23 protein-coding genes are annotated in these 23393 nt (G+C 73.7%); 11 read left to right on the plus strand and 12 right to left on the minus strand.

The genetic code is table 11. The features are described from left to right. Positions 1-347: 347 nt before the first annotated feature. On the minus strand, positions 348-956 hold the full coding sequence (locus ACWEVN_RS10295; RefSeq protein ID WP_452051014.1) for an SGNH/GDSL hydrolase family protein: 609 nt from the start codon (positions 954-956) through the stop codon (positions 348-350). A gap of 38 nt (positions 957-994) precedes the next feature. Between ACWEVN_RS10295 and ACWEVN_RS10300 the strand changes: the two genes are divergently transcribed. The 7 genes from ACWEVN_RS10300 (at position 995) to ACWEVN_RS10330 (ending at position 7711) form a co-directional block, all read left to right on the plus strand. Beyond that, positions 995-1774 (plus strand): alpha/beta hydrolase, encoded by a 780-nt coding sequence (locus ACWEVN_RS10300; protein ID WP_452051015.1) that lies wholly within the window; start codon positions 995-997, stop codon positions 1772-1774. 69 nt (positions 1775-1843) lie between these two features. After that, positions 1844-2113, plus strand: a complete 270-nt coding sequence (locus ACWEVN_RS10305; protein WP_452051016.1) for an alcohol dehydrogenase catalytic domain-containing protein — start codon at positions 1844-1846, stop codon at positions 2111-2113. Further along, entirely contained in the window at positions 2089-2817 is a 729-nt protein-coding gene (locus ACWEVN_RS10310; protein WP_452051017.1) for a quinone oxidoreductase family protein, read from the plus strand. The genes ACWEVN_RS10305 and ACWEVN_RS10310 overlap by 25 nt, the downstream gene beginning before the upstream one ends. Before the next feature lie 466 nt (positions 2818-3283). Beyond that, positions 3284-4036, plus strand: a complete 753-nt coding sequence (locus ACWEVN_RS10315; RefSeq protein ID WP_449687703.1) for an SDR family oxidoreductase — start codon at positions 3284-3286, stop codon at positions 4034-4036. Next, positions 4033-4803 carry an SDR family oxidoreductase gene (locus tag ACWEVN_RS10320; protein ID WP_452051018.1) on the plus strand — a complete coding sequence of 257 codons (771 nt, stop codon included), beginning with the start codon at positions 4033-4035 and terminating at the stop codon, positions 4801-4803. Before ACWEVN_RS10315 ends, ACWEVN_RS10320 begins: the two co-directional genes overlap by 4 nt. After that, positions 4800-6335: an acyl-CoA carboxylase subunit beta gene (locus ACWEVN_RS10325; protein WP_449687705.1), complete on the plus strand. Its 1536-nt coding sequence runs from the start codon at positions 4800-4802 to the stop codon at positions 6333-6335. Before ACWEVN_RS10320 ends, ACWEVN_RS10325 begins: the two co-directional genes overlap by 4 nt. A 122-nt stretch (positions 6336-6457) precedes the next feature. Continuing rightward, positions 6458-7711, plus strand: a complete 1254-nt coding sequence (locus ACWEVN_RS10330; protein WP_452051019.1) for a cellulose binding domain-containing protein — start codon at positions 6458-6460, stop codon at positions 7709-7711. A 12-nt stretch (positions 7712-7723) separates the two neighbouring features. On the opposite strand, the gene ACWEVN_RS10335 is transcribed toward ACWEVN_RS10330, so the two are convergent. After that, positions 7724-9298 (minus strand): long-chain-fatty-acid--CoA ligase, encoded by a 1575-nt coding sequence (locus tag ACWEVN_RS10335; RefSeq protein ID WP_452051020.1) that lies wholly within the window; start codon positions 9296-9298, stop codon positions 7724-7726. Between the two features lie 177 nt (positions 9299-9475). On the opposite strand from ACWEVN_RS10335, the gene ACWEVN_RS10340 reads away from it, so the two are divergent. Next, positions 9476-10249, plus strand: a complete 774-nt coding sequence (locus ACWEVN_RS10340; protein ID WP_452051021.1) for a maleylpyruvate isomerase family mycothiol-dependent enzyme — start codon at positions 9476-9478, stop codon at positions 10247-10249. On the opposite strand, the gene ACWEVN_RS10345 is transcribed toward ACWEVN_RS10340, so the two are convergent. Then, positions 10209-10919: an alpha/beta fold hydrolase gene (locus tag ACWEVN_RS10345; protein WP_452051022.1), complete on the minus strand. Its 711-nt coding sequence runs from the start codon at positions 10917-10919 to the stop codon at positions 10209-10211. The genes ACWEVN_RS10340 and ACWEVN_RS10345 overlap by 41 nt on opposite strands. Then, a complete protein-coding gene (locus ACWEVN_RS10350; protein ID WP_452051023.1) occupies positions 10916-12106 on the minus strand; it encodes an MFS transporter in 1191 nt (396 codons plus the stop codon). Before ACWEVN_RS10350 ends, ACWEVN_RS10345 begins: the two co-directional genes overlap by 4 nt. An 84-nt stretch (positions 12107-12190) precedes the next feature. Between ACWEVN_RS10350 and ACWEVN_RS10355 the strand changes: the two genes are divergently transcribed. After that, on the plus strand, positions 12191-13084 hold the full coding sequence (locus tag ACWEVN_RS10355; RefSeq protein ID WP_452051024.1) for a LysR family transcriptional regulator: 894 nt from the start codon (positions 12191-12193) through the stop codon (positions 13082-13084). Between the two features lie 260 nt (positions 13085-13344). On the opposite strand, the gene ACWEVN_RS10360 is transcribed toward ACWEVN_RS10355, so the two are convergent. After that, complete coding sequence (locus tag ACWEVN_RS10360; RefSeq protein WP_452051025.1) at positions 13345-14013, minus strand: TetR family transcriptional regulator; 669 nt, start codon at positions 14011-14013, stop codon at positions 13345-13347. A gap of 130 nt (positions 14014-14143) precedes the next feature. On the opposite strand from ACWEVN_RS10360, the gene ACWEVN_RS10365 reads away from it, so the two are divergent. Continuing rightward, on the plus strand, positions 14144-15052 hold the full coding sequence (locus ACWEVN_RS10365) for an SDR family NAD(P)-dependent oxidoreductase (protein ID WP_452051026.1): 909 nt from the start codon (positions 14144-14146) through the stop codon (positions 15050-15052). 73 nt (positions 15053-15125) lie between these two features. Here ACWEVN_RS10365 and ACWEVN_RS10370 read toward each other — a convergent pair whose 3' ends face one another. Genes ACWEVN_RS10370 through ACWEVN_RS10385 form a run of 4 tightly spaced genes read right to left on the minus strand, consistent with a single transcriptional unit; the run spans position 15126 to position 19351 of the window. Then, a complete protein-coding gene (locus ACWEVN_RS10370; RefSeq protein ID WP_452051027.1) occupies positions 15126-16301 on the minus strand; it encodes a mandelate racemase/muconate lactonizing enzyme family protein in 1176 nt (391 codons plus the stop codon). Position 16302: 1 nt separating this feature from the next. Next, positions 16303-17130, minus strand: coding sequence for a carbohydrate ABC transporter permease (locus ACWEVN_RS10375; protein ID WP_310969720.1), 828 nt, complete (start codon positions 17128-17130; stop codon positions 16303-16305). Further along, positions 17130-18077 (minus strand): carbohydrate ABC transporter permease, encoded by a 948-nt coding sequence (locus tag ACWEVN_RS10380; protein ID WP_452051028.1) that lies wholly within the window; start codon positions 18075-18077, stop codon positions 17130-17132. Before ACWEVN_RS10380 ends, ACWEVN_RS10375 begins: the two co-directional genes overlap by 1 nt. Before the next feature lie 5 nt (positions 18078-18082). Beyond that, complete coding sequence (locus ACWEVN_RS10385; protein ID WP_452051029.1) at positions 18083-19351, minus strand: ABC transporter substrate-binding protein; 1269 nt, start codon at positions 19349-19351, stop codon at positions 18083-18085. A gap of 151 nt (positions 19352-19502) precedes the next feature. Between ACWEVN_RS10385 and ACWEVN_RS10390 the strand changes: the two genes are divergently transcribed. Next, positions 19503-20261, plus strand: coding sequence for a FadR/GntR family transcriptional regulator (locus ACWEVN_RS10390; protein WP_452051030.1), 759 nt, complete (start codon positions 19503-19505; stop codon positions 20259-20261). 32 nt (positions 20262-20293) lie between these two features. Here the strand turns inward: ACWEVN_RS10390 and ACWEVN_RS10395 are convergent, their stop codons facing one another. The 3 genes from ACWEVN_RS10395 to ACWEVN_RS10405 form a co-directional block, all read right to left on the minus strand. After that, positions 20294-20671: a hypothetical protein gene (locus ACWEVN_RS10395; protein WP_449683427.1), complete on the minus strand. Its 378-nt coding sequence runs from the start codon at positions 20669-20671 to the stop codon at positions 20294-20296. 76 nt (positions 20672-20747) lie between these two features. Then, positions 20748-21938, minus strand: coding sequence for a glycosyltransferase (locus ACWEVN_RS10400; RefSeq protein WP_452051031.1), 1191 nt, complete (start codon positions 21936-21938; stop codon positions 20748-20750). Then, positions 21935-23392, minus strand: a complete 1458-nt coding sequence (locus ACWEVN_RS10405) for a serine hydrolase domain-containing protein (protein WP_452051044.1) — start codon at positions 23390-23392, stop codon at positions 21935-21937. The genes ACWEVN_RS10400 and ACWEVN_RS10405 overlap by 4 nt, the downstream gene beginning before the upstream one ends. Position 23393: the final 1 nt, after the last annotated feature.

Below are 23393 nucleotides of genomic sequence, written 5' to 3' on the forward strand. Positions count from 1 at the left end.
CAGCCTGCAGCGCGCGTCACGACGGACGCGGGAAGAGCTCCCCCAGTACCCCCTGGCTGCCAGGCGACCGGCACCCTCCCACCGGCAGATCCCCCCGGCCGGTGAGCTCCGGACCCCCAGCCCCTCGCTCCGACCGCCTGGCGGAACTGATCTTGCCGGTCGCCGGTTAAAGCCGGGCAAAACCGGCCGGAGGTTGGGTTGGGCCCGCTGTGGTCACGCCGCCGGCCCGGACGGCCCGGACGGGGCCAGCGGCGAGTTCGGAGCGTGCGGCCTCCACGAACCAGCTCGGGGGCCCGCCGGTGCTTGCTGGTGGCGAGCACCGCCGTGGCCGGGCGCCACGAACCCGGTCAGGCGGCCAGGTCCCGCGCCGCCGTCAGGATGTGGGGGGCCAGGCCTTCGGCGATTGCTGCGTAGCCGGCCGACGAGGGGTGGAATCGGTCGGCGGAAAACAACCCCGGCTCCGCCGCGAAGCGAGCCGCGAGTTCGGGACCGGCCGTTGCCACCGCGCCACCGGCGCGGATCGCCGCCTCCGCCTGCGCCTGCGCGTAATGGCCGCTGGCCGCCGAGACCAGCTGCCGATACGGGCCCGGTACGCGCGCCACGATTCCCAGGTCCGGCGCCGGTACCACGATGACCCGGGCACCGGCGCGCACCAGGCGGGCCACCGCGTCGTGCAGCTGGCGGGCGCCGACCGGCGGGGCGACGAATCCGGCCAGGTCGTTCGCGCCGATCACGATCAACGCCAGATCGACGCCCTCGGCCAGGGCGATGCCGACCTGGCGTTCGAGGTCGGCCGAGCGGGCTCCGGGCACGCCGAAGTTCCGCAGGCGCACCTCGTGGCCCGCGTCGCGCAGGCGGCGGGTCAGCCGCCGGCCGAGGGTGTCGTCCTCGTGGCTGCTGCCGACACCGGCAGCCAGCGAGTCGCCGAGGACGCAGAATCGGAGTGGTGAAGGCATCGAGGGGTACAACGTGGGCGCGCCGCGGTTGCTTCCCCGTGGCCGTGGTCCTCGTGCTGCTGCTCACCGCTCTCTGGTCGTTCCAGCGGCGCCTGGTCTACGTCCCGGACCCGGCACCCGTACCCGCCGCCGCGAGCCTGCTGCCGGGCGCCGAAGAGGTCCGCCTCCGCACCGCCGACGGCCTCGACCTGGGCGCCTGGTACCTGCGCCCGGCCGGCCGGGACCCGGCGGCGACCGTGCTGGTCGCGGGCGGCAACGGCGGCAACCGAGCGGGGCGCGCGCCGCTGGCCGCGAAGCTCGCCCAAGCCGGGCTGGCCGTCCTGCTCCTCGACTACCGTGGTTACGGCGGCAATCCCGGCGACCCGAGCGAGGACGGCCTCGCCCTCGACGTCCGCGCCGCCCACCGGTTCCTCACCGAGGAGCGGCAGGTGCCGCCCGGGCGGCTGATCTACTTCGGCGAAAGCCTCGGCTCCGCCGTCGTGACGGAGCTGGCCCTCGACCACCCGCCGGCCGGGCTGCTGCTGCGGTCGCCGTTCACCGACCTCGCGGCCGTCGGCGCGGAGATCTACCCCTACCTGCCGGTGCGGCTGCTGCTGCGCGACCGCTTCCCGGTCGAGGAGCAGGTCGCGCGGCTGCGCGTCCCGGCGGTGGTGGTCCTGGGCGGCCGCGACTCGCTCGTCCCGCCGGCCCAGAGCCGCGCGGTGGCGGCCGCGGCGTCGGCCCGGCTGGTCGAGGTCCCCGGCGCCGATCACAACGACCCGGTGCTGCTCGACGGCCCTGAGCTGGTCGCGGCCTTTCTCTCGCTGGTTCCGCGCTGAACCTGGTCCTGGCGGACCCAGGCTGGACCGGGCCTGTCCGGGTGCGCCCGGCCGCCGCACGATGGCCGCATGACGAACACCATGCAGGCGGTCACCATCCCCGAGTTCGGCCCGGCCGACGTCCTGCGGCTCGACGCCGTGGCGGTCCCGGAGCCCGGCCCGGGCGAGGTCTCGATCGACGTCGCCTACGCCGGCGCCAACTTCGCCGAGGTCCTCTACCGGCAGGGCGTCGTGGACGTCCCGCTGCCCTTCGTCCCCGGCATCGAGGTCGCCGGCCGGATCCGCGCGCTCGGCGAAGGCGTCACGGGCCGGGGGTGGGGGAGCCGGTCGCCGCGCTGACGATCGTGGCGAGCGGGGGCTACGCCGAAGTCGTCACGACCTCCGCGGACCTCGTCGCCCCGCTGCCCGGGACCGACCTGGCCACGGCGGCCGCGGTGCCGTCCAACAGCAGCACCGCGTTCCTCGTGCTGGAGCGGGTGGCCCGGCTCGCGCCCGGTGAGCGCGTGCTCGTGCACGCCGCCGCCGGCGGGGTCGGCAGCCAGCTGGGCCAGGTGGCCCGCCTGCTCGGGGCCGGCCGGGTGGCCGGCACCGTCGGGAGCGCCGCGAAGATCGCCGCCGCGAAGGCGTTCGGTTACGACGAGGTCGTCCTGCGCGACGAGGTCGCGGGCCTCGGCGAGTTCGACGTCGTGGTGGACGTGGTCGGCGGCCCGGCGCGCCGCGCGAGCCTGGACCGGCTGGCTCCGATGGGCCGCCTGGTGGTGCTGGGCAACGCCTCGGGCGCCGCGGACGTCGGCATCCCGGCCAACGAACTGTGGTTCACCAACAAGACCGTGGCGGGCTTCAACCTCGCCGCGTTCTCCGCCGTGGCCCCGGACACCGCGGGCCGGGCGCTGCGCCGGGCCGTGGCGGCCGTCGCGGACGGCACCCTGCGCGTCGACGTCGAGGTCCTGCCGCTGGCGGACGCGGTCACGGCCCACCGCCGCATCGAATCCGGGGCGACGACCGGCAAGCTCGTCCTGCGCGTCAGCGACCCCTCTGCTTGAGCAGTTCGCCGAGGTCGACGACCTGGTCGGCGGGCGGCGGCCGGATGTCCACCGGCTTGCCCCAGTCGCGGTAGCCGGTCGCGCCCGTGAACGTCCCCTCGCGCCGGAACCCGGCGGACAGGGTCGACGGTGAACCGCGCGGGCCGCTGGGCCGTCAGCGCGCCGGGGGTGTTCGTGGTGCCGGCGCCCTGCACCGCGATCGTGGTGCAGGCGGCGGACGGCGCCGCGGCGATGTCGGCCACGAGCTGGGCGACGTTGTCGACCGGCGCGGTGAGCGTCGCCGGGGCCGTCGGCGGGGCGCTGCCGCCGGGACCGGGGTCGCAGGCGGTCAGGACGAGTGCCGCCGCCGCGATGATCGGGCCGGGCAGTGTGACGTGTGTCCGCCTTGAGACCTCGGCCGCATCGCGCATAATGGCCCCTGACCGACTGCTTGGTATGTGCCGGGCACCACAGCCGAAGGAGACCCGTGAACTCGTTCAAGGATCGCGTCGCGATCGTCACCGGGGCCAGCCGGGGCATCGGCCTCGGGATCGCGAAGACGCTCGTCGAGCGCGGGGCCAAGGTGTGCCTCACCGCGCGCAAGACCGACGCCCTCGAAGAGGCCGTCAGCTCGCTCGGCGGCCCGGACGTGGCCATGTTCGTGGCGGGCAAGTCCGACGACACCGACCACCAGGACGAGACGGTCGCCAAGACGATCGAGACCTTCGGCCGGCTCGACTACCTGGTCAACAACACCGGCATCAACCCCGCCTACGGCCCCACCCTGGACATCGACCCGGCCGCCGCGGCGAAGATCCTCGGCGTCAACGTGCTCGCGCCGCTGGCCTGGACCAAGCGCGCCCGCGACGCGTGGATGGGCGAGCACGGCGGCGCCGTCGTCAACGTCGCCTCCGTCGCCGGCCTCGGCGCTTCGCCGGGCATCGGCCTGTACGGCGTCAGCAAGGCCGCGCTGATCCGGCTGACCGTCGAACTCGGCGCCGAGCTCGGGCCGAAGATCCGGGTCAACGCCGTCGCGCCGGCCGTGGTCAAGACGAAGTTCGCGACCGCGCTCTACGAAGGCCGCGAGGAGGAGGTCGCCGCGGCGTACCCGATGAAGCGGCTCGGCGTGCCGTCGGACATCGCGGGCGCGGTGGCGTTCCTGCTGTCGGACGACGCGGGCTGGATCACCGGGCAGACCGTGGTCCTCGACGGCGGCGTGACCCTCGGCGGTGGCCTGTGACCGGGGTCGTCGTCACCGGGGGCGGCGGCGGTATCGGCGCCGCGCTGGCCCGCCGCTTCGCCGCCGACGGAGCCGAAGTCGTGGTGGCCGACCTCGACGGGGACAAGGCCGCGGAGGTGGCCGCCGAAGTCGGCGGGACGGCGTTCGCGGGCGACGTCGCGAGCCTCGACGGTGTCACGAAGCTGATCGACAGCGCGCGTTCGGCGCTCGGTGAGATCGACGTCTTCTGCGCGAACGCGGGCATCGCGCCCTTCGGCGGCGCGGAAAGCGGCGAGGACGTGTGGGCGCGCACCTGGGACGTCAACGTCATGTCCCACGTCCGCGCGGCGAACCTGCTGCTGCCGGCGTGGCTGGAACGCGGTCGGGGGCACTTCATCGCGACGGTGTCCGCGGCCGGCCTGCTGACCAGCCTCGGTTCGGCGCCGTACTCGGTGACCAAGCACGGCGCGCTGGCCTTCGCGGAATGGCTGTCGGCGACCTACCGCCACCGCGGCATCACCGTGCAGGCGATCTGCCCGCAGGGTGTCCGCACGGCGATGCTGGAGAGCACCGGCACGGCGGGGCAGCTGCTGATGGGCGCCTCGGCGATCGAGCCGGAGCAGGTGGCGGACGCGCTGTTCGCGGCGATGGACGACCAGCGGTTCCTGGTGCTGCCGCACCCGGAAGTCGCGGGCTACTACGCGGCGCGCGCGACCGAGACCGACCGGTGGCTCGGCGGGATGAACAAGCTGCAGCGCAAGGTCGAAGAGGCCGTCGGAGAGCTGTGAACTGGCAGCCCGAGGTCGACGAGATCGCCCGGCGGCGCGAGCTGGCCGAGCGCATGGGCGGGCCGGAGAAGGTGGCCCGCCAGCACGCCGCCGGGCGTTCGACGGTCCGCGAGCGCATCGCGGCACTGGCCGACCCGGGCAGCTTCGACGAAATCGGGGCGCTGGCCGGCACCCGGTCCGCAGTGGACGGATTCACCCCGGCCAACTTCGTGCTCGGGACGGCCCGCCTCGACGGCCGCCGGGTGGCCCTCGGCGCGGACGACTTCACGATCCGGGGCGGCGCGGCGGACGCGGCGATCATGGAGAAGCAGGTCTACGCCGAGCGGTTGGCCAACGAGCTGGGACTGCCGCTGGTCCGGCTGATCGAGGGCACCGGGGGCGGCGGCAGCGTCAAGATGCTGGAGCAGCACGGGTTCAGCTACGTCCCGGTCAACCCGGGCTGGGACGTGGTGGTGGACAACCTGTCCGCGGTCCCGGTCGTGTCGCTGTGCTTGGGCCCGGTGGCCGGGCTGGGCGCGGCGCGGGCGGTGATGTCGCACCTGTGCGTGCTGGTCGAGGGCACGGGTCAGCTGTTCGTCGCGGGACCGCCGGTGGTGCAGCACGCCACCGGCGAGGACCTGACCAAGGAGGAGCTCGGCGGCGCCGAGGTGCACCGGCGCAGCGGCGCGGTGGACCGGATCGTGCCGTCCGAGGCGGCCGCGTTCGCGGTGGCCAAGCAGTTCCTGTCGTACCTGCCGTCCTCAGTGGACTCCCTGCCGCCGGTGGTGTCCACTGTGGACCCGGTCGGCCGCCGTGACGAGGCGCTGCTGTCGCTGGTGCCGCGCAACCGCCGTCACCCGTACCGCCTGCGGCCCCTGCTCGACGGCGTCTTCGACGAGGGATCGGTGTTCGACTACGCCGTTTCGGGCGGCTCGGCGTACGCGGGTCTGGCCCGCTTGGCGGGTCACCCGGTGGGCGTGCTGGCCACCGACGCCTACCGCGGCGCGACGCTGACGCCCGAGGGTGCCGACGTGCTGACGCGGCTGGTGGACCTGTGCGAGACGTTCCACCTGCCGCTGGTGTCCTTGACCGACCAGGCGGGCATGGTGATCGGCGCGGCGGCGGAGCGGGCGGGCGCGATCCGCCACGGCGCCCGCGCGGTGACGGCGGTGTACCAGGCCCGCGTGCCGATGGCGGAGGTGATCGTCCGCCGGGTGTTCGGCGTCGGCGGAGCGGGCCAGGTGAACCGGCACCGCCTGGTCCGCCGCTGGGCCTGGCCCTCGGGGGACTGGGGCTCGCTGCCGGTGGAGGGCGGCATCGAGGCGGCCTACCGCGCGGAACTCGACGCGGCCCCGGACCGGGAGGCGCGGATCGCGGAAATCCGGGCGCGGCTGGACGAGGTGCGCTCCCCGTTCCGCACGGCGGAGCGGTTTTCGGTGGAGGACGTGATCGACCCGCGGGAGACGCGCGCCCGGCTGTGCGACTGGGTGGCGGACGCCTACGCGGTGCTGCCGAAACTGGTGGGCCGGCCGTCGTTCGGGATGCGGCCCTGAGGGCGCCCGCTGAAAGTTACACCGGGCCGGAGCCCGCTGACCCGCACGATTCCGCGGCCGGTTGACAGCTTCGTCACGCCGGTTCCAGCATCGGCCTGCTGACCGCCGGAAGGAGTCGCGTGATGATCAAGAAGGTCCTGGTGGCCGTGGCCGCCGCGGCGCTCGTGCTGGGAACCGGCGGGGTGGCCGCGAGTGCGCCCCGGCAGCCGGCCGCCACCACCGCCGCCACCGCCGGCTGCGGGAAGGCGCCGACGCTGACCAGCGGCACCCGGACGATCCAGACCAGCGGGAAGAACCGCAACTACATCCTGCGGATCCCCGACGGCTACGACCGCACCCACCCCTACCGGCTGATCTTCGGCTTCCACTGGCTGGGCGGCACCGCCACCGACGTCGACACGGGCCGGACCGTGCAGACCGGGGCCTGGGCCTACTACGGCCTGCAGCGGCTCGCGAACAACAGCGCGATCTTCGTGGCGCCGCAAGGGTTCAACAACGGGTGGGCGAACTCCGGCGGCGAGGACGTCACTTTCACCGACGACATCATCCGGCAGGTCGAGGGTGACCTCTGCGTCGACACGACCCAGCTGTTCTCCGTGGGCTTCAGTTACGGCGCCGCCATGAGCTACTCGCTCGCCTGTTCCCGGGCGGCGGTGTTCCGCGCGGTGGCCGTGCAGTCCGGCGGCGTGCTCAGCGGGTGCAGCGGCGGCACGCAGCCCATCGCCTACCTCGGCGTGCACGGGCTGCGGGACAACGTGCTCGGCATCGCGGGCGGCCGGTCGCTGCGGGACCGGTTCGTGGCCAACAACGGCTGCACCGCCCAGAACCCGCCCGAGCCGGCCCAGGGCAGCCTGACGCACCGGGTGACGAGCTACGCGGGCTGCCGGGCCGGGTACCCGGTGCAGTGGGCGGCCTTCGACGAGGGGCACATCGCCGCCCCGCAGGACGGCGCGACCGGCGACAGCGGCTCCCGGACGTGGGTGCCGGCGTTGGTGTGGCAGTTCTTCTCGCAGTTCGGTTCCACCACGCCGCCGCCCGACGACCCGCCGCCGGGCACCGGCGCCTGCCGGGTCGGCACCACGGTCAACGCGTGGAACACCGGCCTGACCGAGAACATCACCATCACGAACACCGGTTCGGCCGCGATCAGCGGCTGGTCGCTCGGGTTCACCCTGCCCGCCGGTCAGACCATCACCTCCGGCTGGAGCGCCACCTACGCGCCGTCGAGCGGGCAGGTGAGCGCCACCAACGTCGCTTACAACGCCGATCTCGCCGCCGGGGCGTCGATCACCATCGGCTTCCAGGCCAACCACACCGGGAACCCGGCCCCGGCCACCGCGTTCACCCTCAACGGCGCGGCCTGCACGGCCGGCTGACCAGCGCCGGGGTCACGCCTTCGTGGCGCGGAGGCGTGACCCCGCTTCGGTGTAGGCGATGGCCTTCCCGTCGCGTTCCCAGAGCACGTCGGCGCACTCCACACCCTCGGCGGACAGCTGCCGCTTGAGGACCTTGAACGTCGAGGTCCGCGGGAGTTCCCGGGCCGTGCGCACGTACCGGGGCACCTGCTTGGGCCCGAGATCGGGCTGGCCGGCGAGGAACCGGCCGAACTCCGCCGGGTCCAAGGGCGGCCCGTCGGTGACGATCGCGGCCATCACCTGGTCGCCGGTCACCGGGTCGGGGACCGCGTAGACGGCGGCGTCGGTGATCGCCGGGTGCCGCAGCAGGATCCGCTCGATCGGGGCCGTGCCGAGGTTTTCGCCGTCGACGCGCAGCCAGTCGCCGAGGCGGCCGGCGAAGTAGCAGAACCCCTCGGCGTCGGCGTAGGCGAGGTCGCCGGTGTGGAACCGGCCGTCGCGCAGCCGTTCGGCGTCGGCCGCGGGATCGCGGTAGTAGCCGGCGAACCAGCCGGCGCCCGCGGTGTTGACCAGCTCGCCGACGGCGTCGGCGGCGTTGACCAGGTGGCCGTCGGCGTCGAACTCGGCGGGCGGGCACGGGCGGCCGGTGTCCGGGTGCAGGATGGCGACGTCGCCGGCCGGTTTGCCGAGCGAGCCGGGCGGGGTGTCGTCGGTGCGGGCGAACCCCACCCCGCCCTCGGTGGAGCCGAACGCGTCGACGACCTTGCAGCCGAAGCGGGTCTCGAACGCGGCCAGGTCGGCGCTCGCCCCTTCGTTGCCGTAGACGAGCCGCAGCGGGTTGTCGGCGTCGTCCGGACGTGGGGGTGTGGCGACCACATAGGACAGTGGCTTGCCGACGTAGCTGGCGTAGGTCGCGCCGAACTTCCGCACGTCGGGCAGGAAGCCGGAGGCGGAGAACCGCCGGCGCAGGGCGATGCCCGCGCCGGCCGCGAGCCCGACGGCCCACCCGGCCATGACGGCGTTGGAGTGGAACATCGGCATCGTGACGTAGACGGTGTCCGATGTGGACAGCCGGAAGCGATCGGCGAGCATGGCGCCGGGGAAGGCGATCTTGCCGTGGGTGCAGCGCACGGCCTTCGGGTCGCCGCTGGTGCCGGAGGTGAAGATCAGCATCAGCAGGTCGTCCGCGGTCGCGGGGACCGGCTCGATCGGGTCGTCCGCCGGGGTCCAGGCCGCCAGGTCCCGCACGTCGAGGTCCAGTCCCGCCAGCAGGGGCCGGTACTTGGCTTCGGCGAGCACGAACTGGCAGTCGGCGAGCCGGACGTCCCGCGCGAGCGCGGCACCGCGCCGCGTGGGGTTGAGCCCGACCAGCACCGCCCCGGCGAAGGCGCAGGCGCCCAGCAGGAACGAGAACTGCGGGACGTTGTCGGCCAGGATCCCGACGTGGGGTGGCTCGCCGGGGCGCAACGCTTCGCGGAGGCTGCCCGCCCAGCGCGTGGACGTCCGGACGTGCTCGGCCCACGACCAGGTTTCGTCCTCGAACCGCAGGCCGGGCCGCTCGTCGCCGGCCCGGGCCAGCAGCAGCTCGGTCACCGTCGGGACGCTCATCCGCGCACCTCCAGGGCCAGTGCGGTCAGAAGTGAAACACGTTCTACTTCTATCACGAGGTCCGCCGCGGGGTCCACCACGCCGGTGGCCTGCTTCAGTGGTGGTTGCCGCGGACCCGGTCACCGGAGCTGCTGTGCTCGGCGGAACACCTGCGGCCCGTCGTGAGTTGTGGGTGGCATGACCCAACTCGTGGACCGCACGATCGCCGCCCTCCGTTCCGAGCACGACACGCTCGCCGAGCTCGTCCGCGGCCTCACCGATGAGCAGCTGGCCGCCCCCAGCGGGGCCGCCGAATGGACCGTCGCCCAAGCCCTTTCCCACCTCGGCAGCGGGGCCGAGATCGGCCGCGCGCCCCTCGCACGAGCCGCCGGTGAAACCGTGGCCGCCGAAGAGAACCAGGCGATCTGGGCCCGCTGGGACGCCTCCGCCCCGCGCGCGCAGGCCGAAGGCTTCCTGGAGTACAACGCCCGCTGGCTCGAAACGGTCGAGGCGCTCACGCCCGAGCAGCGGTCCTCGCTGACCGTCGACCTCGGCTTCCTGCCCGAGCCCGTCCCGCTGGTGACCGCGCTGGGACTGCGGCTCAACGAGGTCGCCAACCACTCGTGGGACGTGCGCGTCGCGTTCGACGAAACCGCCGGGGTGGCCGCCGGCTCGGCCGACGTCGTCGTCGAGCTGCTGGCCGGGCCCGTCGGGTTCATGCTGAACTTCCTCGCGAAGCCGGCCGAGCTCGCCGAGCCGGTGTCCGTCGCGGTGCCCGGCGCCGGCCTGGTGATCGACGACGCGGTCACCGTGGTGGACCACCTCGAAGGGCCGACGGCAACGTTCGACGGGCCGGCCGAAGCGTTCGTCCGGCTGGTGAACGGCCGGCTCAAGGCGCCGTACGACAAGGGTGTCACCGTCGAGGGCCGGGTCACGCTCGACGAGCTGCGCCGGGTGTTCCCCGGCTTCTGAAGCTCTCGAGGAGGGCGGCCAGTTCGGCCGGGCGGCTGAGCGCGGCGCAGTGACCGGCGGTGATCTCGTCGGGCACGATGCCGAGCCGCTCGGCCGCCAGCCGGCGGACGAAGTCCGGCGGGAAGCAGCGGTCCTCGCGGCACAGCACGAACCGGGTGGGCACGTCCGGCCACGCGGCCAGGGGCCACGGCTCCCGCATCGCGGCAGGGGAGGGGTGGGCGCGTTCCTTGCTCAGCGCTTCGTCGGCGAGGGCGCGCGGGACGTCGTGGTAGAAGCTGACGTACGGGTCGGCGTGGCCGGTGCGGCCCTCGTCGCGGGCCGCCTGGGTCTGCACGGCCTCGCCGCAGCCGGTGTTCCGGCTCCAGGCTTCGGGCGGTTCGCCGGGTGCGGGGATCATGCCGGCCACCAGGACCAGCAGCCCGGCCGCGAGCCGGTCGGCGACCAGCGGGGCGGTGAAGCCGCCGAACGAGTGGCCGACGACGACCACGTCGGTCCGGTCGCCGACGTCCTCGACGACCGCGTCGGCGTAGTCGGTGAGCGTCGCCGTGTCGTCGTCGCCGGGCAGGTCCGGGGCGATCACCTCGTGGCCGCGGGCCCGCAGCTCGGCGGCGACCAGGTGCCAGGACCAGCCGACGTCGCCGCCGCCGTGGATCAGGACGTACGTGCTCATGGGACTGCCTTTCCGGGGTTTCGACGGCGCAGGGCGGGCCCGAGCGCCATGTGGACGGTGCACAGCGCGATCCCGCCGATCGCGCAGGCCGCGCCGAGGACGGTGGCCCCGGCGAGGTCGAGAACTGCGGTCCCGGCCAGCGGGCCGAGTACCGCGCCGACGCTCCAGGAGGTCGAGGCGAGACCCAGGTAGCCGCCGCGGAGTTCGGCCGGCGCGAGGCTCGCGAAGGTGTCGCCGAACCGGACGGCGATCCCGATCTGGCCGAGCGTCCAGAGCACCACCGAGCCGGCGAAGGCGGCGGTGCTGTGGCCGACCGCGCCCCATCCGGCTCCGAGCCCGGCCAGGAGCATCGAGACGGCCGACACCGCAGCGGCGTTGCGGCCGGCGAGCAGCCGGACCGCCGGCGGCTGGAGGGCCACGACGGCGATCCCGTTCAGCGCCAGCACACCGCCGTAGGCCGCGGGGCCGAGCCCGCGGGCCGCCATCAGCAGCGGCAACGTCGTGAACGTCTGCAGGAACAGCGTGAAGTAGCCGCCGTACAGCGCCAGCATCGCGAGCATCAACCGGTCGCGCAGCACGACGGGCAGCAGCGCCCGCCGCGTCCGCACCGAGCCCGGCGGACGGGTTTCCGGCACCTGGCGCCAGACGATCAGGGCCGCGGCCAGCGCGGTCAGGACGTTGATCCAGAACAGCAGCCCGTAGCCGTACCGGGCGAGGATCCCCGCGGTGACGGTGGCGACCGAGAAGCCGAGGTTGGCCGCCCAGTAGAGCATCCCGAACGCGCGGATCCGTTGCGACGCGGGGAGATCGGCGACCGCGGCCGAGCCGGCCGGGCGGAACAGCTCGAGCGTCAGCCCGACCGCGACGGCGGCCGCCCAGATCCCGGGCAGCGAGTCCGCCGAGCCGAGCGCGGTGAGCGCCGCGGCGGCGCCCAGGAAGCCGGCCAGCATGGTGTTGCGCCGGCCGATCCGGTCGCCGAGCCAGCCGCCGAGCAGCTGGGAGCCGATGTCGCCGAGGCCGACCGCCGCGACCACCGTCCCGGCGCTCGCGGCGGAGAGGTGCTGCGCCTGCGTCAGGTACAGCACCAGGAACGACCGCACGACACCCCCGGCGCGGCCGACGAAGTGCGTGGCCGCCAGGGCCCAGACGAGTTTCGGGAGTCCCTGCCGGGTGTCTGTGGTGGTCATGGGAATCACGCTAGATCCGCGGAGACATCACGAAAAGCGATGAATTCCGATTGAATCGATCGCCTTCGGCTATGTTAGGGAGTTATGGCCGACTTCGAGCTGCGTCACCTGCGGACCATGGCGGCGATCGCCGAGGAAGGCACGTTCGGGCAGGCGGCCGCCCGGCTCGGCTACACGCAATCCTCGGTGAGCCAGCAGATCGCCGCGCTGGAGAAGGCCGTCGGCGGCCCGGTGTTCGACCGGCCGGGCGGGCCGAGGCCGGTCCGGATCACGCGGCTCGGCGAGGTGGTCCTGGCGCACGGCCGCGAACTGCTGGCGAAGGGCGAGGCGCTGACCGACGCCGTCGACCGGTTCCGGGCCGGCCACGGCCGCATCGACATCGGCACCTTCCAGAGCGTGTCGAACCTGATCCTGCCGTCCGTCATCCGCCGGCTGCTGGACGAGCACCCCGGCTGCGACATCCGGCTGTCCGACGTGACGCCGGACGACCCGCGGATCGGCGAGCTCGACCTGCTGTTCCACGACGGCCCGGTGGCCGGCGACGTCGAGCGCGTCACGCTGTTCGACGAGCCCTACCTGCTGGTGACGGGCGCGGGCGCGCTGCCGGACGGCCCGGTGCGGGTGAAGCGGCTCGACGACGGGCCGATGGTCGCCTGGCCGCCCACCCACCACCAGCGCTGGCTGGAGCGCACGTTCGCCCGCGCCGGCGCGCAGCCCCGGTTCGTCTTCCGCACGACGGGCCACGAGACGATCCTGTCGATGGTCCGGGCGGGCATCGGCTGGGCGGTGCTGCCGTGGCTGGCGCTGCACGGCCAGGACGCCTGGTCCGACGACCAGCTGAGCCTCCACCGGCTGGCACCGTCACCGGAGCGCGAGCTGTCCCTGTACTGGCCGGCCGGGCGCACGGAGTCCCCGCTGGCGATCCGGACGCGGGAGATCGCGGTCGAGGTGGCGGGCGAGCTGGCCGGGCGGATGTGACCCGCCGTAGGCCCCCGAGGACGGCGCGGTTGGTGGAGGCGGAGCAGGAATCGGCCGCGTCGGCGAAGTCGGGGGCCGCGACGGCCGAGCCGACGGCGACGGCGAGGGCGCCGAGCGCTCCGAGGCAGCGACGCACGAACTCGGCGGAACTCCTTTGCCGGGCCGGGCACCGCCGTGGTGCGGCGCGGGCGTTTCGTGGTCTATCACCCGGGCGTGCGGAGGTTTCACGGCACTTGTGACGACAGGTCCGGACCGGCGCGTCAGCCGTTGCGGGCCATGGCGCCGGTGATCAGCAGCGCCAGCCCGTGCTCCAGGGCCGGCGCCAGATCCAGGTGCAGCGCGGCCAGTGCCGGGTCCGCTTCGTAGGCCGCGCGGGCGCTGGGGGACGGGCGGCAGTGTGTCCACAGCCCGCCGGCCAGGATCATGGCGAGGAGGCACACCGGGGCCGCCTCGGTGCCGACCTCGGGGACGGACCGGCCGAGCAGCTCGGCCATCTCCTCCAGCCCGCCGAGGGCGGACCTCTTGAACCGCACCACGACGTCGGTGGACACGTTGTGCTCCAGCACCCCCGCCTGCGCACCGATCAGGTCGCACAGCACCGTGCGGCGGGCCAGCGAACCGGCGACCACCCCGGCGAACGCTTCGGCGCGCTCCTTCGCCGGGCGGTCCGGGTCGACGCCTTCGGCCACTTCGCCGGCCACCTCGGCCAGCCAGTCGCGCAGCGCGCGGTCGAGCAGTTCGAGCAGCACGGCTTCGCGGGATTCGAAGTAGCGCAGCACGTTCGACTTGGCCAGGCCGACCCGGCGGCTGAGCTCGTTGAGGCTGACCTCGGCCACCGGCATCTCGTCGAGCATCTTCAGCGCCGTGTCGAGGATGGTGCGGCGCCGCTCCTCCCGCTGCTCCGCGCTGCGCGCCCGCTGGAACGTCATGAGATCAGCGTAACCCGCCCGCGGCCGAATTGGAGACCGGCAGTCTCTTGACAACAGACCGACGGTTCCTTAGCGTCGGAGTCATAACAGACCGACGGTCCGCAAGGGCCGCGAACGCAGGAGGACTGCCATGAGCGACACCTGGACCGAGCGCGACGTCCCCAGCCAGCGCGGCCGCGTGGCCGTGATCACCGGCGCCAACACCGGCCTCGGCTTCGACACGGCGAAGGTGCTGGCCGAGCGCGGCGCGACGGTGGTGCTCGCCGTCCGCGACGTCGAGAAGGGCAAGCAGGCGGCCGCCCGCCTCGGCGCGGACGCCGACGTCACCGTGCAGGCGCTGGACCTGGCGTCGCAGGAGTCGATCCGGGCCGCGGCCGCCGATCTGCACGCCACGCTGCCGAAGATCGACCTGCTGATCAACAACGCCGGCGTGATGTACCCGCCGCGCCAGACCACCCGGGAGGGCTTCGAGCTGCAGTTCGGCACGAACCACCTCGGGCACTTCGCCCTGACCGGCCTGCTGCTGGACCTGCTGCTGCCGGTCGAGGGCTCCCGGGTGGTGACGGTCGCCAGCATCGCCCACCGCATCCGCGCCGGAATCCGCTTCGACGACCTGCAGTGGCAGAACTCCTACGACCGCGTCGCGGCGTACGGGCAGGCCAAGCTGGCCAACCTGATGTTCGCCTACGAGCTGCAGCGCCGCCTCGCCCCGCACGGGACGACGACGTCGATCGCGGCGCACCCGGGCGTGGCCCGCACGGAGCTGATGCGCAACTCCCCGGCGGTGCTGCGCGCGCTCTTCCCGGTGGTGGCCCCGCTGTTCACCCAGAGCTCCGAGCGCGGCGCGCTTCCGACGTTGCGCGCGGCAACGGACCCGGCGGCCCTGGGCGGCCAGTACTACGGCCCGGCCGGCCTCGGCGGCTACCGCGGCCGCCCGGAGGTGGTCACCTCGAGCCCGCAGTCCTACGACGTGAGCATCCAGCAGCGGCTGTGGACGGTTTCGGAGGAGCTGACCGGCGTCAAGTTCCCGGTCGGGTGAGCGGCGTGACCAAAGGGTCGACACGCGTGCTTCCGGCGACGACACGGCCGCCGGCGCCGTGTCGACCCTTCGATCACGCGAGTTCCACTGACGTGCGGTGGCCGTTGCCCGAGGCCGGGAGCAGGTGGTAGCCCGCGCGGTCCGGGCGGATGTGGGACCCACCCGATGCCGGGTCCGGGAGGCGGTGCCCGGCGGCCGCGATCGCGGCCTCGTCCAGGTGGATGCCCAGGCCGGGGCCGTCGCCGAGGAGGAAGGCTCCGTCGCCGATCGCCACGTCCAGGGTGACGCCCACCGGGGGGCGGAGGTCCTGCAGCTCGGTCACCAGGTGGTTGGGCACCGCCGTCGCCGCGTGGACCAGGCCGATCGGGGTCGTCCCGATCGGGCTGACCGGGAGGTCGTGGGCGTGGGCCAGGGCCGCTACCCGCAGGAAGTGGGTGACGCCCCAGCCCGCCGCCGTCTGGACGACGTCGACCGCTCCCGCCGCGATCAGGGGCCGGTGCTGTTCGAGCCCGGTGAGGTTCTCCCCGGTCGCCACCGAGGCGCGGATGCCGCGGCCGACCGCCGCGTGGCCGTCGACGTCCCAGCGCCGCACCGGCTCCTCGATCCAGGTCAGGTCGAGGGTCCGTTCCAGCTCGGCGACGTGCCGGACCGCCTGCTTGCGCGTCCAGTTCTCGTTGACGTCCAGCATCAGGCCCGGACGGCCGCCGCCGGCCTCGGCGAGGACGTCGCGGACCAGCGTCAGCCGGCGCCGGTCGCGGTCGATGTCCAAGCCGCCCTTGAGCTTCGCCGCGCGCAGGCCGTGGCCGGCGTACGTCCGGTACAGCGCGGCCAGCTCGTCGTCGTCCAAGGCGATGTCGAGACCCGAGGCGTAGGCGGGCACGCGGCGGTCCCGCCCGCCGAGCAGCCGCCAGAGCGGCTCGCCCGCCAGCTGCGCCTTGATGTCCCACAACGCCGTGTCGAAGGCGCCGATGGTGCCGAACACCGCGCCGGCGTGCCCCGCCTTGAACGTCCGCCGCAGCATCCGGTCGTAGAGCGCCGTCACGCCGCGCGGGTCTTCGCCCTCGATCGCGGCGAAGACGGTCTCCGCCTGCACGTGTGAACCCAGCCCGACACCGGTGACACCCTCGTCCGTCTCGACGACGACGAGCGGCATCCGGACGAGACCGCTCGCGTGGACGCCGTTGGCGTCGCCGATCGGGCGGCCCCAGTCCTGCACGGTCGTGAGGGCCCGGAAAGCAGTGATGCGCATTTCATCCCTTCGTGGACCCGGCGGTGACCCCGTCGGCGATCTGGCGTTGCAGGAACAGGTAGACGAGCAGCACCGGCACCGCGGCGATCAGGACACCGGCGGCGAACGTCGGGATGTCGGCCGAGTACTGCCCGCGCAGCGCGGTCACCCCGACCATGAGCGTCCGGTGCTCGGCGGACGGCATCAGCAGCAGGGAGATCAGGACGTCGTTCCAGCAGAAGAGCGCGTTGAGCACCCCGACCGACAGCAGCGCCGGGGCCCCCAGCGGGAGCATGATCCGCCAGTAGACGCCGTAGAGGGTGGTGCCGTCGACGCGGGCGGCGTCGACGATCTCCGCCGGCACGGCCGAGTAGAAGCTGGTCATCAGGAAGACCGTGAACGGCAGGAACTGCGCCACGTACGCCAGCACCAGCCCCGGGTAGGTGTCGATGAGCCCGGTGCCCGCCATGATCCGCGCCAGCGGCACCATGATCACCTGGAACGGCACGAACAACGCGGCGAGGATGCCCAGGAACACCACGGACGACCCGCGGAAGCGCAGGCGCCCCAGCGCGAAGCCGGCCATCGACCCGAGCAGCAGCAGCACCACGACCGAGCACGCCACGACGACGACCGAGTTGAGGAAGTACCGCGACATCCCCACGCTCGTCCACGCCCGGGCGATGTTGTCCCAGCGCAGCGACCCGGCGGGGGCGAACCGGTCGAGGGTGTACTCGCGGCGGTCCTTCATGGCGACGTTCGCGGTGAACACCAGGGGGTAGATCGTCGCCAGGGCCAGCGCGGCCATCGGGACGGCGGCGAGCCACCGGGTGAGCCGGGAACCGGACATCAGTCCTCCCTTCCGGCGCGGCGCAGGATGCCGATCTGGGCCAGCCCGACCACGAGCATGATCAGGAACAGCACAGTGGACGCCGCGGAGGCCAGCGCGGGCTGGTTCAGCTGCCCCTGCTGGATCCAGACGTAGTACTCGGGCAGGTAGGTGGAGCCCGCCGGGCCGCCGCTGGTCATCACGTACAGCAGCCCGAACATCGAGGTCAGCATCCCGATCATGGTGGTGACGAAGACGAACTGGATGGTCCGGGACAGGCCGGGGACGATCACGTGCCGGATGGTCTGCAGCAGCGACGCACCGTCCACTTTGGCCGCGTCGAGCAGCGAAGCGTCCAAAGTGGAGAATCCGGCCAGGAAGACGACCAGCGCCATGCCGAACGTCGCCCAGACGTGCACCCCGACGACGGCGAAGATCGCCACGTCCGGGTTCCCGAGCCAGTCCACCGGGCCGAGGCCGACCAGGCCGAGCAGGGCGTTGACCGGCCCGTCGAAGACCAGCAGCAGGTTGAAGATCGCCCCGACGATCACCGGGGACAGCACCGCCGGGAAGAAGTAGACGCCGCGGTAGACGCGGTGGCCCGGCACCTTCAGGTGGATGAAGGTGGCGAGCAGGCCGGGGATGGCGACGGCGACCGGCAGCAGCAGCACGAGCAGCCCGACGTTGCGCAGCGCGGTGCGGAACAGCGGGTCGGCGAACAGCGCCGCGTAGTTGTCGAAGCCGACCGCCGTGCCGTTGCGGTCGCCGTCCCCGGTGAAGGAGAAGTTGACGCCGAGCAGCAGCGGCCACAGCCGGAGCAGGAGGACGACCAGCACGGCCGGGGCGACGAGCACGAGCGGGGCGAACCGCTCGAGCCGCGTCCCGCGCGGGGCGCGCCGGGCCGGCGCCGGTCCTCCGGTGGTCCGGGCCGGAGCCCGGACCACCGGAGCGGGGGAGTACCCGGTCACCCTCCTCAGCCCTTGTCCGACGCGGCCAGCTGCGTCAGCACGTCGTCGACCCCGACCGACCCGCTCAGCAGCTGCTGCGAGAGCCGGCCCATCAGGTCGAGCGTCTTCGAGGAGAGGGCGACGTGCAGGGCCGGCTTGCCGGTCTTGACCTCCGCGACGATCTTCGCCACGGCCGGTCCGGCCGCCGAGACGTCGATCGAGGTGTCCGCGGCGATCGCGCCGCTGTCGGCGTAGAAGGACTTCAGGGCTTCGGTCGAGCTCAGCGACCGGACCAGGTCCGCGGCCAGCTTGGGGTCCTTGGTCCCCTTCGCGACCGCGTAGCCGATGCCGCCGTCGTACGGGAGGCTCGGCGTGGCGGCCGGGTTGACCTGCGGCGCGGTCATCACGCCGACCTTGTCCGCCCCGAGGAACTCGGCGAAGTCCTTCCAGTGCCCGACGTCGGACATCAGGCCGATGACGTTCGCGGCCTTGCCGGACTGGAAGAGCGCGAAGGCGTCGTTGAACATCGCGGTGGAGTTGGCGCCGTCGGTGTTCAGGCCGGTGTCGCCGGCCTGCTTCCAGAGCTCGAAGATCCGCTTGACGTCCGGAGCGGTCCAGTCGCGCTTGCCGGCGATCCAGTCCGTGTACTCCTGCGGCGTCAGGCTCGCCGAACCCAGCGCCGACAGGAAGAACTGGATCCCGGCGCCTTCCTTGTTGCCCAGCGCCAGGCACTTCGCGCCGGTCTTGGCCGAGATCGTGCCGCAGTCGCCGACGAACTGCTCCCAGGTCCGGGGCGGGGCGTCGGGGTTCAGCCCGGCCTTTTGGTACAGGTCCTTGTCGTAGTACACCGGGTGGCCCTGCAGGGTGACCGGTTCGGCGTAGACCTTGCCGTCCTTGGCGAAGGCGTCCCAGCCGCTCAGGCGCGACCGGTCGTCGGTGACGTAGGAGTCCAGCGGGACGAGGTCGCCGACCCGGTCGCGGATCTGGCCGCCGCCGTTGAAGAGCATGACGTCCGGCCCGCGCTTGGCCTGGATCGCCGCGCCGAGCAGGGTGTAGTACTGGTCGTAGGGCTGGGCGACGAACTCGACGGTGACGCCGGGGTGCTGCTTGGCGAACTCGGCCTTGGCCTTCGCGACGTACCCCGCGGCCTTGGCGTCACCGGATTTCCAGTCCCAGACCACGAGCTTGCCGCTCGCGTCGCCGGACGGCGCGGCCGGGCCGGCGGCACTTCCGCACCCGGCGGTCAACGCCAATGCCGCAGCCAGGGCGGCCGAGAATAGTGTGCGCTGCTTCATCGCTGCTCACTTCTCCAGACGGTGGCCGGACGGGGAGTGGCCCGGCACGGTGCGGCAAAACGTAACTCGTATGACGTATGACGTCAACGGGCGCGCTGTGTAAGCTTCACCTGCGTACGGCGAAGGTCGGCGCAGTGCGACCGGAGGAACGATGACGGCATCAGACCGGCAACCCGCCGCCCCCGAGTGGGTGCGCCGCCCCGCGAACCTGGCGAGCGCGGTCACCGCCGAACTCGTGGGCCGCGTGGTGCGCGGGATCCACCCGCCCGGCACGTCGCTGCCTGCCGAACCGGTGCTGTGCGAGAGCTTCTCGGTGAGCCGGACCGTCGTCCGCGAGGCGGTGAAGCTGCTGCAGGCGAAGGGCCTGGTCCAGGTCCGCCAGGGCGCGGGCACGGTGGTGAACCCGGCGTCGATGTGGAACATGCTCGACGAACTCGTGCTGGCCGCGGTGATCGTCGAGGACGAGACTTCGGCCGTCCTCGACGACCTGGTGGTGACGCGCCGCCTGCTCGAATCGGACATGGCGCAGGTCGCCGCGCGCACCGCCGGCCCGGAGGTGGTCGCCCGGCTGGGCGAGCTGGTGGACCTCATGGACGAGCTCGTCGACGACCCCGCCGCCTACCGCGAGCAGGACCTCGCCTTCCACGACACGATCATGCAGGTCTCGGGCAACCGGCTGGCGCGGGGTGTGGTGCGGGCGCTGGAGAGCCAGGTCGTGAACACGGCCCGGTACGTGGGGCCGAGTGAGCGGGCGCTGTGCGTGGCGTCGAACAAGGGGCACCGGCGCGTCTACGAACGGATCGCGGCCGGGGATGGGGACGGCGCGGCGCAGGCGATGTTCGACCACATCACCGAGGCCTGGCTGGCGCGCCGTCCCGCATCCGGGGATCCCGGCCGTCTGGAACGCTGATTCCTTTGTGGACGGTCAACTTCCCCTGACGGTCAGGCGTTGAGCCAGTTCGAGCACTGCCAGTTCGGCGTCTTCTGGCAGACGCGGAAGATGGTCACCGGGTTGGCCGAGGTGCCCGGGACCTTCGCGCTGCAGCCCGAGCTGCTGCCGTTGGCGTCGTCCACGCCGCCCCCGCCGCCGCTGCGGGTGCGCCACTCCGTGCGGAAGCCGTAGCCGTCGCCGAAAGTGTCGCAGGCGTACACGCGGGTGTGGCCGTTCGTCACGCCTCCGTAGCCGCAGCGGATCGCGCCCTGGTAGCTGCAGTTGACGACGTCGGCGTAGGCGTCGTGCGCCGACGCGGCCGGGGCCACGGCGACGGTCCCGACGGCGGCGAGCAACGCCGCTCCGGCAAGGGTCAGTAGTTTCGGCACGCTTCCTCCTGGTGTCGGCGACAGGCGTACCGTCCACTCCGGACTCTTCCGGCCGGTTGAGGCCGGAACCCGGAAATCACCCGATCGGCCGCACCGCGCGGAGCTCGTCGAGCAGCAACCGGGCCGCCGCCCCGGCACCGTCGGTGCGGATCCGAGCTCCCAAGGCCGCCGCTCGGGCGCGGGTCTCCGGGGCCAGCGCCGTGTCGAACGCCGCGGCGAGGGACTCGGCCGTCGGGTCCTCGAGGGCCGTGCCGACCCCGTGCGCCGCCACCCGGCTCGCCCAGTACGGGTTGTCCGCCAGGCGGATCGGGACCACCACCTGCGGCACCCCCGCCCGGGCCGCCGTCTGCGTCGTGCCCGCGCCGCCGTGGTGGACCACCGCCGCGAGCCGGCCGAACAGGCGCTGGTGGCTGACGTCGCCGACGGCGAAACAGCCGTCCACGGCCAGGTCGGCCCAGCCGCGCGAGACGAGCACCCGGTACCCGCGGGCGCGGCTGACCGCCACCGACCAGAGGACGACGTCCGGCGCCGGGGTGATGCTGCCGAAGCCCACGTAGACCGGCGGCGGCCCCGCCGCCAGGAACTCCTCCAGCCCGGCGGGCAGCGGCCGCTCGTCCGGCAACGTCCACACGCCGGTCTGGACCACGTCGAGATCCGGGGTGGCCGCCCCGAGCACCGGGTCCGCCGCCAGCCACGGCCGGTCGGTGTAGACGTGGTCGCGGACGCCGGCCACCGGCGGCAGGCCCAGCGCGGCCCGGTGGCTGTCGAGCGCCTCGCGGAACTGCGCGTCGACCCGCTGGGCGTCCAACGCCCAGAGCGCCGGGTTGTCCAGCCCCGGCGGCTCCGGCCAGCCCGGCCGCGGCGGCGGCGCGTGGTGCGGCGACGGCAGGTTGACCGCCGAATACGTCACGTAGACGTAGCGGCGGCCCGCGGCTTCGGCCACCGACCGCGCGGCGACCTGCGCCAAGCCGGCCGCCACCAGTGCGTCGCAGCCCTCGGCCGCCTCGGGGAGAACGGCGAACTGCGTCTCGAGCAGCTCGGTGCGGTACCGGGTCAGTTCGGCGGCCGTCGCGCCCATCATCGCCCGCACCGGCGGCCCGATCGGCACCCGCTCGATCCCGAGACCGGCCAGCCGGTCCGCGAACTCCGCATCCGGCGGGGTGCCCATCCGCACGTCCGCGCCGAGCGCCCGGAGCTCGACCGCGAGGGCCACCAGCGGTTCGACGTCGCCGCGCGTGCCGTACGTGGACAGCAGGACCCGCGTCACCGCGCCGCCCCGGCGTAGAAGCCGACCGGCATGGTGACGTCGGCGCTCGCCGCCCCGCACTCCAGCATCCACAGCGCCGCCGCCGGGCCCAGCTCCCGGCCCAGTGCCCCGAGCGCGGCCGGGTCCGGTGCCACCGCGCGGGCCTGCTCCACGCCGCGCCCGAACGCGTCGGCGTCCCAGCCCTCGGAGTCGCCCTCGCCCAGGGAACGGGCGCCGGCGGCCAGCGCCGCCACCGGCAGCGGGCCGGGCACGGCGAGCAGGCCGTGGGTGCGCTCGCCGACCAGGACGCCCATCCAGTGCGAGCTCTCCGGCGTGGGCCGGGGACCGGTCCACCGGGGCCGCCCGTCCATGTCCGGGAGCTTCGCCGGCGCGCCGGCCACCGCCCAGCGGCCCGCCCACTCGACGGCCAGCCCGGGCGCGCTGCGCGTCGCGGGGTTGTGGAACCGGGCCATGTCCCACCGGTTGCCCACCGCGACCGCGGCGAGGTCGCGGTGCGGCCAGACCCGCGCTTCCCACCAGAAACCCCACGGGAACGCCGCGGTGTGCCCCCACCACCAGTCCTCGCCCAGCGCCGGATCGGCGAGTTCGAGGGTCAGGCCGGAGAACGAGCGGACGCCGTGCGGGCTCGGGCGCTCGGCCCGCGGCGTCACCATGGCCGCGAGCGAGTCCGGGCCGACCAGCCCGCGGTCGCCCCGGGCGGTGCGCAGCAGCGATTGCAGCAACCGCGCGAAATCCGCGGCACTGGTGCGCATCCCGACGCCCGGGGAGGCCGCGGTGCGCAGCGGCGGGCTCGGCACGCACCAGTCGCCGAACGCCGCGTACCCGGTGGCGCCACCGGTGTTCCCCTCGTCGAGGCTCGTGTCCGCCATCCCGGCCGGCGCGAACACCTCCCGGGCGACGCGGGCCGCGTACGGCTCACCGGCCAGGTGCTCGACGACCCCGCCGAGCACGCCGACGCCGAAGCTGGAGTACGAGTAGGACCCCGGCGCCGTCATCAGCGGCCGCGCCCCGCCGTACTCGACGGCGCGGCCGGTCTCGTGCCGGCGCCGGACGTAGCCGAGGATCGGCTCGGCCGGCGCGGTGGGCGCGATCGCGGTGACGATGTCGCTGGTGTAGCCGCCCTGGTGGGCGGCCAGCATGGCGGTGGTGGCGGGCGCCGCGCCGGGGCCGCGAAGTCCCGCGGGCAGCACCTGGTCGACCGGCGTGTCCAGCCCGGCCAGCCCGGCCTCGACGAGCTGCAGGAACGCCAGGCCGGTGACGGGTTTGGTGAGCGAGCCCGCCGGCGCGACCGTCCCGGCGGTCATCGGCGTGCGCGCGGCCAGGTCCGCGAACCCGGTCGCGGCCGTCCGCAGCTCGTCGCTCGTCGCCACCGCGACGGCGACGCCGGGCGTGCCGGTGACCGCGGCCAGCCGGGGCAGGACGGTCTCCAGCGCCGCCATCACGTCGTCGAGCATG

The sequence above is a fragment of the Amycolatopsis sp. NPDC003861 genome, assembly GCF_053605405.1.

What these genes read in the sequence shown, in the direction of transcription:
- ACWEVN_RS10355 (WP_452051024.1), top strand. Translation starts at nt 12,191, where the DNA reads ATGGCCGACTTCGAGCTGCGTCACCTGCGGACCATGGCGGCGATCGCC.
- ACWEVN_RS10350 (WP_452051023.1), bottom strand. Translation starts at nt 12,106, where the DNA reads ATGACCACCACAGACACCCGGCAGGGACTCCCGAAACTCGTCTGGGCC.
- ACWEVN_RS10365 (WP_452051026.1), top strand. Translation starts at nt 14,144, where the DNA reads ATGAGCGACACCTGGACCGAGCGCGACGTCCCCAGCCAGCGCGGCCGC.
- ACWEVN_RS10295 (WP_452051014.1), bottom strand. Translation starts at nt 956, where the DNA reads ATGCCTTCACCACTCCGATTCTGCGTCCTCGGCGACTCGCTGGCTGCC.
- ACWEVN_RS10370 (WP_452051027.1), bottom strand. Translation starts at nt 16,301, where the DNA reads ATGCGCATCACTGCTTTCCGGGCCCTCACGACCGTGCAGGACTGGGGC.
- ACWEVN_RS10375 (WP_310969720.1), bottom strand. Translation starts at nt 17,130, where the DNA reads ATGTCCGGTTCCCGGCTCACCCGGTGGCTCGCCGCCGTCCCGATGGCC.
- ACWEVN_RS10340 (WP_452051021.1), top strand. Translation starts at nt 9,476, where the DNA reads ATGACCCAACTCGTGGACCGCACGATCGCCGCCCTCCGTTCCGAGCAC.
- ACWEVN_RS10385 (WP_452051029.1), bottom strand. Translation starts at nt 19,351, where the DNA reads ATGAAGCAGCGCACACTATTCTCGGCCGCCCTGGCTGCGGCATTGGCG.
- ACWEVN_RS10345 (WP_452051022.1), bottom strand. Translation starts at nt 10,919, where the DNA reads ATGAGCACGTACGTCCTGATCCACGGCGGCGGCGACGTCGGCTGGTCC.
- ACWEVN_RS10330 (WP_452051019.1), top strand. Translation starts at nt 6,458, where the DNA reads ATGATCAAGAAGGTCCTGGTGGCCGTGGCCGCCGCGGCGCTCGTGCTG.
- ACWEVN_RS10360 (WP_452051025.1), bottom strand. Translation starts at nt 14,013, where the DNA reads ATGACGTTCCAGCGGGCGCGCAGCGCGGAGCAGCGGGAGGAGCGGCGC.
- ACWEVN_RS10305 (WP_452051016.1), top strand. Translation starts at nt 1,844, where the DNA reads ATGACGAACACCATGCAGGCGGTCACCATCCCCGAGTTCGGCCCGGCC.
- ACWEVN_RS10405 (WP_452051044.1), bottom strand. Translation starts at nt 23,392, where the DNA reads ATGCTCGACGACGTGATGGCGGCGCTGGAGACCGTCCTGCCCCGGCTG.
- ACWEVN_RS10335 (WP_452051020.1), bottom strand. Translation starts at nt 9,298, where the DNA reads ATGAGCGTCCCGACGGTGACCGAGCTGCTGCTGGCCCGGGCCGGCGAC.
- ACWEVN_RS10390 (WP_452051030.1), top strand. Translation starts at nt 19,503, where the DNA reads ATGACGGCATCAGACCGGCAACCCGCCGCCCCCGAGTGGGTGCGCCGC.